The organism is Xanthobacter sp. BG11Y11_SDJG (assembly GCF_057364445.1).
Map to the genome: position 1 here is coordinate 1 of NZ_JBNFNU010000052.1, position 16539 is coordinate 16539.

Below are 16539 nucleotides of genomic sequence, written 5' to 3' on the forward strand. Positions count from 1 at the left end.
CGCCGCCCCGCGCCGCGCCGGTCACGGCTGCCGCCGGCGCCTGACGCCCGCCGCCGCGTTGCCGTCCTCCGGAATGTGAGCCGGGCAAGCGCCCCTCCAGCTGCCGCCGGGGCATTGCCAAGCTCGCTGGGCCGTGCCACCGATCATGCCGAGAGCGTGTCCAGCGCCGAGGACGTGCACGACGAAGCGCACACCGGGAGGTTCCTATGCGTCGCCTGACCCAAGCCGTGGCGTCCCTTTCCGGCTGCCTCGGCGCCGCCTTGGCCGCGGCGCTGTTTGCGACCGCCGCGCCGGCGCTCGCCCAGGCGCCGAAATCGGCCCTGCTGGCCCAGCCGATCACCGCCACCTGCTCCCAGGCACGGCTGTGCAGCCTCAAGAAATTCTACGAGGTGCCGAACTTCCGCATCGGCGGCACCTACGATCTCTCCGCCCCGCAGACCTGGGAGAATGGCGGCGCGGGCGGCACGACGCTGGAATCGCTCGGCGCCGGCCCGCTCCGGACCGCCTACATCGCCCTCGGCACGCCCAAGCGCAACGCCGCCGGCGAGATCACCAATGCGGTGATCGTCAACGCCTTCTATTCCGGCGACGCCACCGACATGTACGCCCAGTGGGTGGAGGGAACGGGCCTGTCCGGCGGGCCGGTGATCGGGGCGAACCTCGCCATCGACACCAACGAATATTACGTCGTCATCCTCGACGCCCTCGGCCTGTGGGGCACCTCCAAGCCCTCCGAGGGGCTCGGCCAGAAGTTCCCGCAATACAGCTACCAGGACCTCGTCCAGTCCAACTACCGCATGCTGCGCGACCACCTGAAGGTGGCGCGCGCGGCGCTGGTGACGGGCGTCTCCATGGGTGCCACCCAGACCTATGTCTGGGGCGTGATGCATCCGGACTTCATGAACGGGCTCATGCCGGTGGGTGGCACCACCCAGTCGGACGGCGGCGACCCGGTGGGCAACTGGACCTTCCAGCTCATGTCCGCGGCCATCGAGAGCGACCCGCAATGGCGCGCCACCGGCGGCAACTACTACAATCTGCCGAAGGACAAGCACCCCAACCAGGGTGTCGCCTTCGGCTGGTCGGTGCTGCTGCTCACCGGCTTCGACTTCGATTTCCGCTCGCAGCAGGACTGGGCGAAGGTGCAGCCCGACATCTTCTACTGGAAGCCGCCGACGCCGCAGGCGGGCTCATCGGTGAACGCCCGCGCGCTGCTGTTCGACGCGGTGGACCTTCTGTGGCGCAACCGCGCCGGCGAGCAGTACAACATCAACAAGGACCTCTCGCGCATCAAGGCACGCACCCTGGTGATGCACATCGAGAACGACCAGTGGCTCACCTTCGACCGGGCCAAGCGTTCGGTGGAGAAGGTGCCCGGCGCCGATTCGTGCACGAGACCTCGCCGGTGGCGCACTATGGCGTGTTCTCGATCCTCAAGAACAAGCAGTTCGACCCGACGGTCGCCGCCTTCCTCGGCGACGTGGCGCGGCGCACCCGCGACCAGGCGCTGGTGGCGAAGACCTATCGCACGCCCTCGGTCGCGGCGGACATCACCCCGGACAAGTCGTTCTGGAACAGCTTCGTCACCTATCCCTTCCCGGTGAAGAAGACCAAGGTGAAGGACGGGAACGGCGTCGAGTGGGACATCGGCTACATGGACGAATATGCCGGCACCGATCCGGACCCGCAGGTGCTGGTGATCGTCCATGGCAAGGGCGCGTTCGGCGGCCATTACGGCAACGTGATGCGCATCGCCCTGGAGCGCGGCCTGCGGGTGATCGTGCCGGATTTGCCGCATTACGGCATGTCCGGCCCCGGCAATCTCGACAAGAGCCCGGCCCGCACCATGCAGGACATGCGCGAGGTGGTGCACGGTTTGGTGGTGGACCAGCTCAAGGTCTCAAAGGCCGCCTATCTCGGCCATTCCATGGGCGGGCAATTGGTGCTCGGCTATGCGCTGACCTGGCCCGAGGCGGTGACCAAGCTGGTGCTGGAGGCGCCCGCGGGGCTTGAGGAATATCCCCGCGAGATCACGGTGGCGCCGGGCAAGAAGCTCGACCTCTTCAACCCCGAATTCGCCCGCGACTTCGACAAGTGGAAGGCCACCTGGGACCAGACCGGCCTCCGGGAGCGGGAGAAGAACCAGACCGCGCAGCAGATCGACGACTTCTTCCACTTCCGCCGCCGCGATCCCGTCACCGGCGCGGTGACGCCGTCGAAGTCCGGCTACTTCCTGCGCGACAGCGAGTATGCCCGGCTCCACACCGCCCAGCGCATCGGCATGATCAAGGGCGACCCGCGCGAACTGCAGCAGTGGGTCGACCTCTTCATTTTCGACATCTACACCATGGCGATCGAGCTGCAGGAGAAGGACCCCAACAGCCTCTTCAAGCGGCTCAGCGAGATCAAGGCGCCGATCTTCCTCGCCTTCGGCGCCCGCGAGCCGTTCATCCCGGGCTATGCCTTCAACGGTCTGAACGACCTCTCGCGCCAGGCCATCATGCCCTTCATGCGGCGCATGACGGCGGCAGGGCGGGACGTATCGGTGAAGGTCTATCCGGACACGGCGCACTTCATCCACACCGACGAACCGATCGCGTTCGCCGAGGACGCGGTGGACTTCGTGAAGACCGGCCGGGTGGCCACCACCACGCCCGGCATGGTGGACATCCTCATCAACGGCACGGCGAACGCGCCCAAGGCCGCCGCCCCGACCGCCGCGGCCACGCCCCAGGGCCTGAACAAGTAAGGAGTGCGCCGTGGCGGACAGACTGAGGATCGGCGACATCGAACTCGCCTTCCGCGAATGGGGCGAAGGCGCGGTGACGGTGCTGTTCGTCCACGGCAACCTCGCCAGCAAGGACTGGATCGAGCTCGCCGCGCCGCACTTCCCGCGCGGCGTGCGCACCATCGCCGTGGACTGGCGCGGCTGCGGCGACAGCGACAAGCCGGCGCCGCTGGCGGACTTCTCCAACTATTCGGTTGCCCGGCACGCGGACGACATGCTGGCGGCGCTCGACGCGCTGAAGGTGGACTTCTGCCACCTCGCCACCCACTCCACCGGCGGCATCATCTCCACCCGCATGATCCTGAAGCAGCCGGAGCGGTTCGGGCGGGTGTTCTCGCTCTCCCCCGTGGGACCGCAGGGCATCGACTTCCCGCCGGAGAAGTCGGCCTTCTTCGGCCAGATGAAGGCCGACAAGGCGCTCACGCGCGAGGTCATGGCCGCCACCGCGCCGAGCCTGTTCGCGCCCGAGACTTTGCTGCCCAATGCCGGTCCGGCGCGCTTCCTGCCGCAGGTGACGGCCGGCGACGGGGCGCGGGCGCGCCTGTTCAACCGCATCGTCGACCAGGTGTTCCAGGTCTCGGACGGCATCTGGTTCGGCACGCCGGACACCCTGACCAAGGAGGCGCGCGCGGGCGAGCTGAAGGCGCGGATGGGCACCATCCGCCACCCCCATCTGGTGGTCTGGGGCACGCGCGACGGCGTCATCGCCGAGGCCGATCTGACGGAGATGGCGGCGGCGATGCCCGACTGCCGCTTCGTGGCCGTGCCGGGCATCGGCCATTCCATGAACCTGGAGGCGCCGGAACTCTATGCCGGCTATTTCGGCGCCTGGTTCGGCGGACTGACGAAATAGGCCGGGGGAGCGCCGGCGGAGCCGCCGGGCGGATCCCCCGGACAAGCCGGGGGATGACGGTGGTGCGGGCGGCGCCTCAATCCGGAGACGGCGGCGCTTGACTTCGGGCCATCGGGGCGCGGCGAGGGCCGGCCCCCTCCCCCTCAGGCCTCCTTGAAGCCGTAGTCGGGAATGCCCTGCTCGTTGCCGTAATACTTGTAGGGCAGGAACTTGCCGGACATGGTGATCTGCACCCGGTCGCCCTTGGGATTGGGCTCGCGCACCATGTCCATGTTGAAGTCGATGGCCGACATGATGCCGTCGCCGAATTCCTCCTCGATCAGCGCCTTCCAGGCCGGCCCGTTCACCATGACGAGCTCGAAGAAGCGGTAGATGAGCGGGTCGGTGGGCGGCATGGGCATGCCGCGCATGGGCACCTCGTTGAGCATCCGCTCCTCGACCTCGGAGAGGCCGAACAGCTCGGCGGCCTTCTTGGCCAGCGGCTTCACCAGCTTCATCTGGCCGAGCAGCGCGCCCACCACCAGCACCTCGGACATGCCGCCGATCTCGGTGCAGATGTGCTTCCAGGTCCAGCCCTTCTCGCGCTTGATGTCGAGGATCTTCTCGGTGAGCTGTTCACGCGTCATGGTCGTTGCTCCAGGTTTTTCGTTGGACTGCCTTGGACGGGGTGAGGAACCGGCGGCTAGTCGCGGCCGCCGGCAACGGGAGGGGGAAGGGGAATGGTTTTCGCCGCCGGGCGCCCCGGGGCGCCCGCCGGCTCCGCCCGGCAGGCTTCCGGCCGGGCGCACCAGGGGCGGCTTCCTCGGGTCGTAGCCCGCCGGCATCTCGTTGCGGAACGTCTTGGAGCGCGACACCAGGAAGTCCACCAGATGGTTGCGCACCGCGTAGTAATCGCCTTCGCGGTGGATGGTGTCGCGGGCGCGGTCCTTGGGCAGCGGGTTCTCCACCACCTCGGCGATCATCGCCTCCGGGCCGTTGGTCATGAGCACGATCTTGTCGGCGAGGTAGATCGCCTCGTCCACGTCGTGGGTGATCATGAACACGGTCTGGCCGGTGGAGGTGCAGATGCGCCGCACCTCGTCCTGGAGCGTGCCGCGGGTCAGCGCGTCGAGCGCCGAGAACGGCTCGTCCATGAGCATGATCTTCGGCTCGATGGACAGCGCGCGGGCGATGCCGACGCGCTGGCGCATGCCGCCGGACAGCTCCGCCGGCTTCTTCAGCTCGTTGCCCTTGAGGCCGACGAGATCGATGAAGCGCTTGGAGCGTTCCTCGATCTCCGCCCGCGAGGCCTTGCGCCAGCGCGAGGAGACCGCATAGCCCACATTGCCGATCACGCTGCGCCAGGGCAGCAGCGCGTGGCCCTGGAAGATCACGGCGCGGTCGAGGCTCGGCCCCTCGATCGCCTGGCCGTCCACCACCACCACGCCCTCGGAGGGCGCCTCCAGCCCGGCGAGGATGTTGAGCACGGAGGTCTTGCCGCAGCCGGAATGGCCGATGACGCAGACGAACTCCCCGCGCGCCACGTGGAGCCAGAGGTCCTCGAAGATGGTGGTCGCGCCACCCCCCGGCGCCGGATAGCGCCGGGCGATGCCCTCGATGGAGATGAAGCGCTCGTTCATGCGGTCCTGCGTGGTGTCCATGGCGCTCACTCCGGGAAGGTCACGCGCCGCTGCAGGCGCGCGAGGATCAGGTCGAGCACCATGCCGACCACGCCGATGAGGAGGATGCCCACGATCACGTTGGAGATGGACAGGTTGTTCCACTCGTTCCAGACGAAGTAGCCAATGCCGGTGCCGCCCACGAGCATCTCCGCCGCGACGATCACCAGCCAGGCGATGCCGATGGAGATGCGCATGCCGGTGAGGATGGTCGGCGCCGCCGCCGGCAGGATCACCGTGAAGGCGCGCCGCCACGGCCCCACCTCCAGCGTGCGGGCGACGTTGAGCCACTCCTTGCGCACCGCGCCGACGCCGAAGGCCGTGTTGATCAGCATCGGCCACACCGAGCAGATGAAGATCACGAAGATCGCCGAGAGGGAGGAGTCCTTGATGGTGTAGAGCGCGAGCGGCATCCAGGCGAGCGGCGAGATGGGTTTCAGCACCTGGATGAACGGGTCGAGCGCGCGGTAGGCGAGCGGCGACATGCCGATCAGGAAGCCGATGGGCACCGCCACCAGCACCGCCAGCGCATAGCCGATGGCCACGCGGCCGATGGAATAGAGGAGCTGGAGGCCCAGCCCCTTGTCGTTGGGTCCGTTGTCGTAGAACGGGCGCTTCAGGTTGTCCCAGAGCTTGCCCGCCACGTCGAGCGGACCCGGCATGGCGGACTGGGCGCCCGCGGTGGAGATGCCCATCAGCTTGGCGTACTCCGGATCGAGCGCCGGCCCCGTGCTCGCGCTCGGGGTGACGGCGATCTGCCAGACCGCGCACAGGACGACGAACAGCACCACCGAGAGGATGCCGGCGCGAAGGCCGAGGCTCTTCGCCATGGCTCAGGCCCGCTTGATGGCGAAGGAGGCGACATAGTCCTCGGGCTTCGCCGGATCGAACATCTTGCCCATCACCGAGAAGCTCTTGGAAGTGGTGGCAGGCGGGGTGAGGCCCATCTCCTTCATCACCTTGGCGGCGTCGGTGGCGAGGAACACCTGGTTGGCGATGGTCTTGTAGTCCACGTCGCCCTTGATCTGGCCCCAGCGCTTCATCTGGGTGAGCATCCAGACCGCGAACGAGTCCCACGGGAAGGGGTCGAAATCGACGCGCTTGGGGTCGTCCTTGATCTGGCCGAGCCCGTCGGCGTACTTGCCCACCAGCACCTGCTCCAGCACGATCGGCGGCGCGTTGAGATAGGCCGCCGGCGCGATCGCCTCGGCGATGGCCTTGCGGTTCTCGGCCTTGGAGGCGTAGCCGGTGGCGTCGACGATGGCGCGCAGCAGCGCCGCATAGGTGTTGGGCATGGTGGAGATGAATTCCTTGCTGGCCGCGAACGAGCAGCAGGGATGTCCGTCCCACATGGTCTTCGACAAAGAGTGGATGAAGCCGACGCCGTCGAACACCGCGCGCTGGGCGACGTTGTCGGGCGCAAGGAAGCCGTCGATGTTCTCGGCCCGCAGGTTCGCCGCCATCTCCGGCGGCGGCACCACGCGCAGCTGCACGTCGGTATCGGGATCGATGCCGTTCTCCGCCAGGAGATAGCGCAGCAGGTAATTGTGCATGGAGAAGTCGTAGGGGATGGCGAACTTCAGCCCCTTCCACGACTTCACGTCCATCTTGTCCTTGTGCTTGATGCCGAGCGTGAAGGACTGGCCGTTGATGTTCTCGATCGCCGCCGCCACGAACGGGATCGGGTTCGAGCCGAGCCCCTGGGAGATGGCGAGCGGCATGGGCGCCAGCATGTGGGCGGCGTCGTATTCCTTGTTGATGGTCTTGTCTCGCACCACCGCCCAGCCGGCGGTCTTCACCACCTCCACGTTGAGGCCGTGCTTCTTATAGAAGCCCATGGGATGGGCCATGATGATGGGGGTGGCGCAGGTGATCGGGATGAAGCCCACCTTGAGGTCGGTCTTCTCCGGCTTGCCGGTCTGGGCGAACACCTCGGTGGCGGTGCCGAGCGGGAAGAAGGTGGCGAGGGCCGCGGCGGCGGTGGAGGCACCCACCGCCTTCAGGAAGGCGCGGCGCTGCGCGTCCTTGGGAAACATGGCGCGCATGACGCCCGAGGCGACGATCTCCCGGTAGCGCGTCTCCTCGTCGAGGCGCGCCGCCCGCTCCGCCGCCGCGTGCTCCTCGGCGCTCGCATGGCGCCCGCACAGGCAGCGGCCGAGCTTCGACTTCAGCGAGAACGGGTTCGAGAACATCGACATCAGGGTCTCCTGCGCGGTTGCGGGTCAGAGGTGGACTGGGAAAGGCAACCCTCGTGCCATTGGGGAAGGCCTCATGCGGCGCTCCCCTGGGCAAGGGGGGCGGCGAGCGCGCGGCGCGCCAGCATGTGGCTCTTGGGATCGTTCACCGAGCACACGGCGATCAGCCGTTCGCCCGCGAAATAGCGCACGCAGAACCGGCCGGCGGCGACGTCGCCTCGGTCTCGGTGCGCTCGAACCCGTCCAGCAGGCCGGCGATCTGGAGCTTGGTGTCGTACTGGTCGGACCAGAACCACGGCACCGGGTCGTAGGTGACCGCGCCGCCGAGCATCGCCTTTGCCGCCGCCTTGGCCTGATCGATGGCGTTCTGCACGGATTCGAGGCGAACCCGCCGCCTGTAGAGCGCGCTCGGGAACGAGGCGACGTCCCCGGCGGCGAAGATGAAGGGGTCGGAGGTGCGCGCCTGCGCGTCCGCCTTGATGCCGTTCTCGATGGCGAGGCCCGCCTCGGCGGCCAGTTCCGCGTTCGGCACCGCGCCCACCGCCGAGAGTACGAGGTCCGCCGGCAGCACTTCGCCGGTGGAGAGCTCGACGCCGCTCACCCGCTCCGTGCCGGTGAGGGCGGCGACGCCGGTGGCGGTCAGCACCCGCACGCCGTGGGCGCGCTGGAGGTCGGTGGCGTAGCGCGAGATGTCCTCGCAGGCGACACGCGCCAGCACGCGCGGCTGGCCCTCCACCACGCTCACGTCGAGGCCCATCTTGTTGGCCTTCGCCGCGACTTCGAGGCCGATATAGCCGCCGCCGACGATGACCAGCTTCGCCCCCGGCTCGGCCGCCGCGCGGAAGCGCGCCACGTCGTCGATGGTGCGGATGGAGTAGACGCCGTCGAGGTCCGCGCCGGGCACCGGCAGCGCCCGGGCGCGGGTGCCGGTGGCGATCAGCGCCCGCTCATAAGGGATGCGAATGCCGCCATCGGTCTCCACTGCCTTCTCGGCGGGCAGCAGGCGCACGGCGCGGGTGCCGAGGCGCACGTCGATGCCGCTGTCCGCATAGAAGCTGGGCGCCTTCAGCTCCAGCCGGTCGGCGCTCATCTCGCCGGCGAGGAACGCCTTGGAGAGCGGCGGGCGCTGGTAGGGCAGATGGGTCTCGTCGCCGAGCATGACGATCTCGCCGCCATAGCCCTCCGCGCGGAGCGAGACGGCGGCCTGGGCGGCGGCCTGGCCGGCGCCGATGATGACGAAGGGCGCGCTCATTGGGCCGCCTCCGTCATCGCGGCGAGCTGCGCGTCCACGAAGTGGAGGCGGTCCTGGCCGAAAAACACGTCGTCGCCGATGACATAAGTGGGCGAGCCGAACACGCCCTTCTCGATCGCCTCGGCCGTGTAGGCCTCCACCAATGCGGCGGCTTCCGGCCCAGCGGCGCGCTCGGCGAGCGCCAGCGCGTCGAGGCGGCCTCGCCGGCGAGTTGGTAGAGCACCTCGGGATCGGCGATCTGCAGGTCGCGCGCCCACACGGCGGCGAGGCAGCCGCCGATGAGGTCGGCCGGGTCCTCCCCGGCCGCGATGGCGGCGGCGATCAGCCGGCAGGCCGGCAGGGTATCGGTGGGCCAGAATTTCGGCTCGGTGTTGATGGGAATGCCGGCGGCCTTCGCCCAGCGCACGATGTCCTGCTTGCGGTAGGCGTTGCGCTGGGGCGACTGCTTGGCCGGGGCGGTGGAGCCGCCCGCGGCGAACACCTTCATGATGTCCACGGGCCGCCACTGGACGGCGGCGCCGTGGGCGCGGGCGATCGCCCGCACGCGCGCGTGCCCCAGATAGGCATAGCCGGACTGGGGGCTGAAATAGCAGGTGATCTCGGGCACGGCGCGGCTCCTCCTTGCGCTTGTCAGGTCGCCGCCGGATGCCCCTCCTCGATCGGCAGGCTCGGGTCGCGCGACCACTCGTTCCAGGAGCCAAAGTACATCTTCACGTCCTTCACGCCCGCCTCCTTGAGCGCGAGGAAGGTGTTGGAGGCGCGCGCGCCCTTGAAGCAATAGAGGTAGACCGGGGTCTCGGCGGTGATGCCGACGCTGGCGCACTCCGCCATGATCTCCGCCGAGGACTTGAAGCGCGGCCCTTCGGCGGTGGGCTTCATCATGCGGTACCACTCGATCCACTTGGCGCCGGGGATGCGGCCCTTGCGCGGGCAGAAGTCCTTGCCGTAGGGCGAGGAGCTTTCGCCGATCCACTCGTCCACGTCGCGCACGTCGAGCTTGGCGATGGTGGGGTCGGCGACCGCCTCCAGCATCGCTCCGGCATCGATGATGACCTCGCCGGCCGCCTCGTCCACCGGGAAGGTGGCCGGGCTCGGAGCCGGCGCCTCGGTGGAGACGGGAAGGCCGGCGGCGGTCCAGGCGGCGAAGCCGCCATGCAGCACCTTCACCTTCGGATAGCCGAGGAAGGTGAGCAGGAAATAGCCGCGGCAGGACTGGCCGAAGCCGGAATTCATCGACTGCTCGTAGATCACCGCCGTCTCGCCACCGGACAGGCCGGCCTTGCCGAAGGCGTCGGCGAACTTGGCCTTCAGCTCGGCGAAGCCCTCCGGCGTCGAGGTGGCGAGATAGGTGAAGATTTCATGCAGGTTCACCGCGCCGGGGATGTGGCCGGCGGCGTAGGCGTCGGGCGAACGGGTGTCGATGACCACGGTGGGCGCGGCGCCCATGAGGTCGGAAAGCTCGGTCGGCGAAATGAGAACGGTCATGGTGATCCCCTCTCGGAAGACGAACGATTGCGGCTGGAAAGGCTTTGTCGTTCGGGGCTTTGCGCCCCGTTTCCGTTTTGCCGGCGGGTCAGGCCGGAAGCTGGTCGAGCATCAGGCGCAACTGCTTGGTGGCGGGCGTGACGATGGCGACGAAATAGGATTCCCGCAGGCGCCGCTGGCAGCGGTGGGCGGCCACATAGCCCCGCGCCCCGCAATGGAGCATGGCCGCATTCGCCGCGGCGACGCTGGCGTCGCCCGCCGCGAGCCGCGCCGCCACCACGCGGCGGAAATAGCCGGGGGACGGGTCGTCCGCCGTCGCGCAGAGCGCCGCGACCTCCGCTTCCAGGGCCGCGATCTCCCCCGCGAGGTCGGACCCCTGCATGGGCAGATACCGGTTCACGTGGCCGAGCGGGCCCTCCACCTCGCCGATCATGGCGAGGCAGTCCCGCATCAGGCCGAACGCCATGCCGGCCTGGAGCAGGATGAAGCCGGCGCGCATCTTCTTGACGAACGGCATGGCCTCGTGCGCCAGCACCAGGTCGTCGGGAATGAACAGGTCGCGCACCTGCACGCCGTAGGTGCCGGTGCCGTCCATGGCGAGGAACGGCTCGCAGGGCTTCAGCGTCACCGCCGGGTCGGCGCAGTCGATGAGCGCCATCACCGGCTGGCCCTCACGGCCCTCCAGCGCGAACACGGCGCCGAAGATATGGTCGGGGCCGAGGTTCGACACCCACGGCAGCAGGCCCTTGACCTTGTAGCCGCCGTCCACGCGGGTGCCGCGCAGCTTCAGGGTCTCGATGCCGAAGAACGACTTCATGGGGTTGGAGAGGCCGGTGCCGCCCAGCACCTCGCCGGCCACCACCTTGGGCAGCAGGCGGGCGCGCAGCGCCGCGTTGTCCGACATCATCAGGTACCAGGCGAGCGTGTTCTGGCACCAGGCCATGAAGCCGGTGGAGACGCAGGTCTGCGACATGGCCGACATGGCGGCGATTGCATCGTTGAGCCGAGCCCCCCGGCCCGGGCGTGCAGGCCGAACGCGCCGGCGGCCGCGAAGCGGCGCAGGATGTCGCCGGGATAGGCGCCCTCGTCGATGGCGCGGGCCGCCGGCGCGAGGTCGGACGCGCAGATGCGGGCGACCTCGGCGAGCACCTCGGCGGGGGAGGCTTCGGCCGGGATCGCGGACGCGGCAGGGGCGAGGGTCGTGGCGAACATGCGGGTCTCTCCGGGTTCGGCAGGCGGCCGGCCAGGGGCCGGCCGCGATCTTTCTCGGCAGGGCCTCAGCCCAGCGCGACTTCGAGGTTCACCGGGCGCACGAAGGTGTTGGCCACGGGCGACCACTTGGTGACGTGGGAGATGAGGGCTTCCACGTCCTCCTTCGGCACGCCGTCGCATTCCATGTCGACCTTCACGCGCACGTCGGTGAAGCCGACCGGCTTCTCGCTCACGTCGCCGGTGCCCCAAACGGCGGTGATGTTGAGGTCGCCTTCGAGCTGGAGCTCCAGCTTGCGCACGGTCCAGCCGCGATGCACCGCATTGGCGTGGAGGCCCACCGCGAGGCAGGAGCCGAGCGCGGCGAGCGAGGCCTCGGAGGGGTTCGGCGCGGTATCGTCGCCCAGCAGACCCGGCGGCTCGTCGACGATGTAGGGCGCGAGGTTGCGGATATAGTTGGCGTGCCGGAAGCGGCCCTCGGCCACGGTCTTGCACTTCAGGGTCTTGATGACCTTCGGGTCCGCCTTGCCGGCCGCGATGAGCTTCTCGAGGCCGTCCTTGTCGATGGGGGCGAGGCAGCCGGTGGGCGCGGTCTGATCCGGCATGAGGCAGCCCGTGAGGGCGGTCTGGGGTGCTGACATCTCGATCTCCTTGGGCATGTCTAGAGACAGACCGGTCTGTCTAATGCAGAGACCGTGCCAGATGGGTCGGGGTGATGCGCCCTGCTCGCAGATCGGTGATTTTTCCATGTGCGGACAGGATTTGCCGCTCGCGATGCCGTAGGAAATCCGGCATGCTTCTCGCATGATTCAGTCAGACAGGTCTGTCTTTCTGCCCACGGATCGGGCATAGGGTCAGTCCGTGACCGAAAATTGCCCTGCGAACGGGCAGGACGACACCGAGGCAGCGGGCGCAGACATGACGGTGAGCTTCAATCCCCACAGGGCCAGGATCGCTGGCCCGGACGGCGCCGACGCCGCCGCACGCGAGGCATCCGCACGCGAGCGCCTGATTGAGGCCGCGACACGCCTGTTCTGCCAGTACGGCATCACGGCCGTGGGGGTGGATGCGGTGGTGGCCGAGGCGGGCACCGCCAAGGCGACCCTCTACAAGGCCTTCGGCTCCAAGGAGAAGCTGGTTGAGGCGGTGCTGGAGCGCGAGGGCGCGGCGTGGCGCGACTGGTTCCTCGGCGAACTGGGCAAGGGCGAGGCGGCGCCGGTGGCGCGCCTCAGGCGCATCTTCCCGGTGCTGCGGCAGTGGTTCTGTGACGACGCCTTCTTCGGCTGCCCGTTCATCAATGCGGTGGCAGAGACCGACAAGCGCGACGACCGCATGCGCCAGATCGCCCTCGCCCACAAGAAGGTGGTGCTGGAGACCCTGGGCAGGCTGGCCGAGGAGGCGGGCGCGCGCGATCCTGGGGGACTGGCCCACCAATTGGGCCTGCTCATCGACGGGGCGATCGTCGCCGCCATGATCACCAAGGACGCCAACGTCGCCCTGCTGGCGGGCGAGACCGCGGACGCGCTGCTGCGCCCGCTCGCCGCCGAGGCCGCCTGAGCTTCGACCAAGAGCGCGTTCCGCGCCGGAAACGCCTGTGCTATCAGCGCTGAAGGGGCCCGCAGGGGCGGCGGCCAACATTGCGGGAGCTTCATGTCGAGCGCCAGGCGCGGCCAGTCCACAAAACCGGCCTCGAAGGGGGCCACCAAGACGGTGCCGGCCGAAATGGCGGAGCCCGCCGCCAAAGCGGGGCACGCCGTCAAGGTCGAACTGACCGCCGTGCTGGTGGCGGTGGCCGGCGGCGAGCCGCGGGTGATGACGCTCGACGAGGGCCGCGCTTTGCCGTCCGGCCCGTTCGAGGTGGCCCACCGCTCGCTCCAGGCGGGCCTGCGCGACTGGGTGGAGCAGCAGACCCACCACCCGCTCGGTTATGTGGAGCAGCTCTACACCTTTGCCGACAAGGACCGCACCGGCTTCGCCGGCCCGGATCGTGCCGACAAGGACCGCACCGGCTTCGCCGGCCCGGATCGCGCGGGCGCGGGCAGCGAGGCGCGCACCATCTCCATCTCCTATCTCGGCCTCACGCGCGAGCGCGAGCCGGCCGAGGGCGGGTGGCGCTCCTGGTATGACTATTTCCCATGGGAGGACCACCGCTCCGGCGCGCCGGCGGTGATCGGCAAGGCCATCGCGCCGCGCCTTCACGCATGGGCGCAGGCCGAGAAGGGGCCGAGGCGCGCCGAGCGGCTGGAGCGGGCGCGCGTCACCTTCGCCCTCGACGGCCACCCCTGGAACGATGAACTGGCGCTCCAGCGCTACGAACTGCTCTATGAGGCCGGCCTCGTGCCGGAGAGCTGCCGCAGCAGCGCCAAACCGGCGGGCGAGACCCTGGCCGGGCGCGCCATGTTCGCCGACCACCGGCGCATCCTCTCAACCGGCATTGCCCGCCTGAGGGCCAAGATCAAGTACCGCCCCGTGGTGTTCGAGCTGATGCCGCCCACCTTCACCCTGCTCCAGCTCCAGCGCTGCGTGGAGGCGCTGGCGGGGCGTGCGGTGCACAAGCAAAATTTCCGCCGCCTGGTCGAGCAGCAGGAACTGGTGGAGGAGACCGGCGCCACCACCTCGGAAGCCGTTGGCCGGCCTGCGAAACTCTTCCGCTTCCGCCACGGCGTCGTGGCCGAGCGGGCGGTGGCCGGCACGAAAGTTCCGCTCGCGCGCACTTGACAGGGATTATGCTCAGGATAAGCATATGCCGGATATATGCTCAATGTGAGTATAGGCATGATGCTCGCGCTTCCCGACAGCTTCGCCCGCACCCAGGCGCTCTATGAAAAGGTCCGCCGCGTGGTGCCGCCCGCCGACTGGGCGCTGTTCGCCGACGACGTGGAGGCCATCCACCGCCTGAAGCGCGAGCGCAACGCGGTGATCCTCGCCCACAACTACCAGACGCCGGAGATTTTCCACGGCGTCGCCGACATCGTCGGCGACAGCCTGGCGCTGGCGCGCGAGGCGATGACGGCCGAGGCCGACGTGATCGTGCTCGCCGGCGTCTACTTCATGGCCGAGACGGCGAAGCTGCTGAACCCGTCGAAGACGGTGCTGATCCCGGACGCCGGGGCCGGCTGCTCGCTCGCCGATTCCATCACCCCCGCCGACGTGCGCCTGATGCGCCTCGCCCATCCCGGCGTGCCGGTGATCGCTTATGTGAACACGTCGGCCGCGGTGAAGGCGGAGGTGGACATCTGCTGCACCTCGGGCAATGCGAAGAAGATCGTCGAGGGGCTCGGCGTGCCCAAGGTCATCATGCTGCCGGACCAGTATCTGGCGAAGAACGTGGCGGCGGAGACCGACGTGGAGATCATCGCCTGGGCCGGTCAGTGCGAGGTGCACGAGCGCTTCACCGCGCAGGACGTGCGCGAATTGCGCGCCGGCCATCCGGGCGTGAGCGTACTGGTGCATCCCGAATGCCCGCCGGACGTGGTGGCGGAGGCGGACTTCGCCGGCTCCACCGCCGCCATGGCCGACTATGTGGGTGAGAAGCGCCCGGCCCGCGTGGTGCTGCTCACCGAATGCTCCATGAGCGACAACGTCGCCGTGAAGTATCCCGACATCGACTTCGTGCGCCCTGCAACCTCTGCCCGCACATGAAGAAGATCACGCTCAGGAACATCCGCGCGGCGCTGGAGGAGAACCTCCACGAGGTCACCATCGACCCGGCGCTCGCCGCGCGCGCCCGCGCCTCGGTCACGCGGATGCTGGCGCTGTGACCGCGATCGCGGGCCATCTCGCCGGCCGGCGTGGTGGTCGGCAGCGGCATTGCCGGGCTCGCCACCGCCCTCTTCCTCGCGCCGGAGCCGGTGGTGCTCGTCACCAAAGGCGCGCTCGGCGATCTCGCCGCGTCCACCTGCGGCATGCGCGCGGCCGGCGTGCCGGGACGGGGCGAGAACGGGAAAGCGTGGAGGAAGGCGAGCCCCGCCTCCTCCGCCAGCGAGAGGGTGGCGCGGAACTGCGCCTCGGTCTCCGTGGGAAAGCCGGCGATCAGATCGGCGCCCAGCACCACGCCGGGTCGCAGGCGCCGCAGCTCGGCGACGAAGGCCAGCGCCTCGGCGCGCGAATGCCGGCGCTTCATGCGCTTCAGGACCAAATCGTCCCCCGCCTGCAACGAGAGATGGAGGTGCGGCATGAGCCGTTCTTCTTCCGCCAGCGCCGCCTTCAATTCTTGGTCCGCCTCCAGCGCGTCGATGGAGGACAGGCGCAGGCGGGCGAGTTCGGGCACCTGGCGCAGGATCGTGCGGGCGAGCCGCCCCAGCGACGGCGCGCCGGGCAGATCGGCGCCGTAGGAGGTGAGGTCGACGCCGGTCAGCACCACCTCCGCATGGCCGGCTTCCATCAGCCGGCGCACCTGGCCCACCACCGCGCCCATGGGCACGCTGCGGGAATTCCCGCGGCCAAAAGGGATGATGCAGAAGGTGCAGCGGTGGTCGCAGCCGTTCTGCACCTCGACGAACGCGCGGGTGTGGGCCGCGAACCGGTCGGCGAGATGCGGGCTCGTCTCGCGCACCGCCATGATGTCGCCGACGCGCACCTGCGCCTCGCCGGAGAGGCCGAAATCGGCCGCCTGCGCCAGCGCGTTCCAGGTCTGCCGGCGCACCTTCTCGCCATTGCCGACCACGGCGGCGACCTCGGGCATGCGCGCGAAGGCGGCGGGATCGGCCTGCGCCGCGCAGCCGGTGACGACCACCCGCAGGTCCGGATCGGCGCGCTTGGCGCGGCGGATCGCCTGGCGCGCCTGGCGCACCGCCTCGGCGGTCACGGCGCAGGTGTTGACGACGAGGGCGCGCTCAAGGCCCGCCTCGGCCGCCATGGCGCGCACCGCGTCGCCTTCCAGCGCGTTGAGGCGGCAGCCGAAGCTGAGAACCTCGGGGGCGGTCATCTCAGGCCGCCTCGCCCAGCATGGCGGGGGTGATGCGGCCGGCGAACTCGCGCTCCACCGGCCCGGTCATCAGCACGTGGCCGCCGTCGCCCGGCAGCCATTCAATCCCGAGCAGGCCCCCGCAGCCGGACGCTCACCGTGCGGCCGGTGCGGCCGGGTGCGGGCGGCGGCG

Annotated in this window: 13 protein-coding genes and 5 pseudogenes; 6 read left to right on the forward strand and 12 right to left on the reverse strand. The window is 69.3% G+C overall.

The window, feature by feature from the left end:
- The first annotated feature begins 206 nt into the window (after window positions 1-206).
- The 3 genes from AC2W7M_RS07215 (at window position 207) to AC2W7M_RS07225 (ending at window position 3641) form a co-directional block, all read left to right on the forward strand.
- Window positions 207-1604: an alpha/beta hydrolase family protein gene (locus AC2W7M_RS07215; RefSeq protein ID WP_486131268.1), complete on the forward strand. Its 1398-nt coding sequence runs from the start codon at window positions 207-209 to the stop codon at window positions 1602-1604.
- A gap of 140 nt (window positions 1605-1744) precedes the next feature.
- A complete protein-coding gene (locus AC2W7M_RS07220; protein WP_486131285.1) occupies window positions 1745-2749 on the forward strand; it encodes an alpha/beta fold hydrolase in 1005 nt (334 codons plus the stop codon).
- Window positions 2750-2759: 10 nt separating this feature from the next.
- Window positions 2760-3641: an alpha/beta fold hydrolase gene (locus AC2W7M_RS07225; protein WP_486131270.1), complete on the forward strand. Its 882-nt coding sequence runs from the start codon at window positions 2760-2762 to the stop codon at window positions 3639-3641.
- A gap of 143 nt (window positions 3642-3784) precedes the next feature.
- On the opposite strand, the gene cynS is transcribed toward AC2W7M_RS07225, so the two are convergent.
- The 11 genes and pseudogenes from cynS to AC2W7M_RS07280 form a co-directional block, all read right to left on the reverse strand.
- Window positions 3785-4267, reverse strand: coding sequence for a cyanase (gene cynS, locus AC2W7M_RS07230; protein ID WP_486131287.1), 483 nt, complete (start codon window positions 4265-4267; stop codon window positions 3785-3787).
- A gap of 150 nt (window positions 4268-4417) precedes the next feature.
- Window positions 4418-5281 (reverse strand): annotated as a pseudogene (locus AC2W7M_RS07235) (ABC transporter ATP-binding protein); the annotation flags it as partial.
- 5 nt (window positions 5282-5286) lie between these two features.
- Window positions 5287-6129 (reverse strand): nitrate ABC transporter permease, encoded by an 843-nt coding sequence (gene ntrB, locus AC2W7M_RS07240; RefSeq protein WP_486131272.1) that lies wholly within the window; start codon window positions 6127-6129, stop codon window positions 5287-5289.
- Between the two features lie 3 nt (window positions 6130-6132).
- Window positions 6133-7497, reverse strand: coding sequence for a CmpA/NrtA family ABC transporter substrate-binding protein (locus tag AC2W7M_RS07245; protein WP_486131274.1), 1365 nt, complete (start codon window positions 7495-7497; stop codon window positions 6133-6135).
- A 71-nt stretch (window positions 7498-7568) separates the two neighbouring features.
- A complete protein-coding gene (locus AC2W7M_RS07250; RefSeq protein WP_486131276.1) occupies window positions 7569-7685 on the reverse strand; it encodes a hypothetical protein in 117 nt (38 codons plus the stop codon).
- Window positions 7658-8746: an NAD(P)/FAD-dependent oxidoreductase gene (locus AC2W7M_RS07255; protein ID WP_486131277.1), complete on the reverse strand. Its 1089-nt coding sequence runs from the start codon at window positions 8744-8746 to the stop codon at window positions 7658-7660. The genes AC2W7M_RS07250 and AC2W7M_RS07255 overlap by 28 nt, the downstream gene beginning before the upstream one ends.
- The gene (locus tag AC2W7M_RS07260; protein ID WP_486131279.1) at window positions 8743-9003 is read right to left on the reverse strand and encodes a DsbA family protein; all 261 of its coding nucleotides are present in this window, start codon (window positions 9001-9003) and stop codon (window positions 8743-8745) included. Before AC2W7M_RS07260 ends, AC2W7M_RS07255 begins: the two co-directional genes overlap by 4 nt.
- A pseudogene (locus tag AC2W7M_RS07265) lies at window positions 8955-9431 on the reverse strand (DsbA family protein); the annotation flags it as partial. The gene AC2W7M_RS07260 and the pseudogene AC2W7M_RS07265, both read right to left, overlap by 49 nt.
- Window positions 9377-10231 carry a sulfurtransferase gene (locus tag AC2W7M_RS07270; protein WP_486131281.1) on the reverse strand — a complete coding sequence of 285 codons (855 nt, stop codon included), beginning with the start codon at window positions 10229-10231 and terminating at the stop codon, window positions 9377-9379. The gene AC2W7M_RS07270 and the pseudogene AC2W7M_RS07265, both read right to left, overlap by 55 nt.
- Window positions 10232-10319: 88 nt before the next feature.
- Window positions 10320-11443: pseudogene (locus tag AC2W7M_RS07275) on the reverse strand (acyl-CoA dehydrogenase family protein).
- 65 nt (window positions 11444-11508) lie between these two features.
- On the reverse strand, window positions 11509-12045 hold the full coding sequence (locus AC2W7M_RS07280; protein ID WP_486131289.1) for an OsmC family protein: 537 nt from the start codon (window positions 12043-12045) through the stop codon (window positions 11509-11511).
- A gap of 313 nt (window positions 12046-12358) precedes the next feature.
- Between AC2W7M_RS07280 and AC2W7M_RS07285 the strand changes: the two genes are divergently transcribed.
- The 3 genes and pseudogenes from AC2W7M_RS07285 (at window position 12359) to nadA (ending at window position 15201) form a co-directional block, all read left to right on the forward strand.
- Window positions 12359-12997: a TetR/AcrR family transcriptional regulator gene (locus AC2W7M_RS07285; RefSeq protein WP_486131283.1), complete on the forward strand. Its 639-nt coding sequence runs from the start codon at window positions 12359-12361 to the stop codon at window positions 12995-12997.
- 165 nt (window positions 12998-13162) lie between these two features.
- Window positions 13163-14158, forward strand: coding sequence for an NUDIX hydrolase (locus tag AC2W7M_RS07290; RefSeq protein WP_486131291.1), 996 nt, complete (start codon window positions 13163-13165; stop codon window positions 14156-14158).
- Between the two features lie 57 nt (window positions 14159-14215).
- Window positions 14216-15201, forward strand: a pseudogene (gene nadA, locus AC2W7M_RS07295) (quinolinate synthase NadA).
- A gap of 128 nt (window positions 15202-15329) precedes the next feature.
- On the opposite strand, the pseudogene mtaB reads toward nadA, so the two are convergent.
- Window positions 15330-16367 (reverse strand): annotated as a pseudogene (gene mtaB / locus AC2W7M_RS07300) (tRNA (N(6)-L-threonylcarbamoyladenosine(37)-C(2))-methylthiotransferase MtaB); the annotation flags it as partial.
- Window positions 16368-16539: the final 172 nt, after the last annotated feature.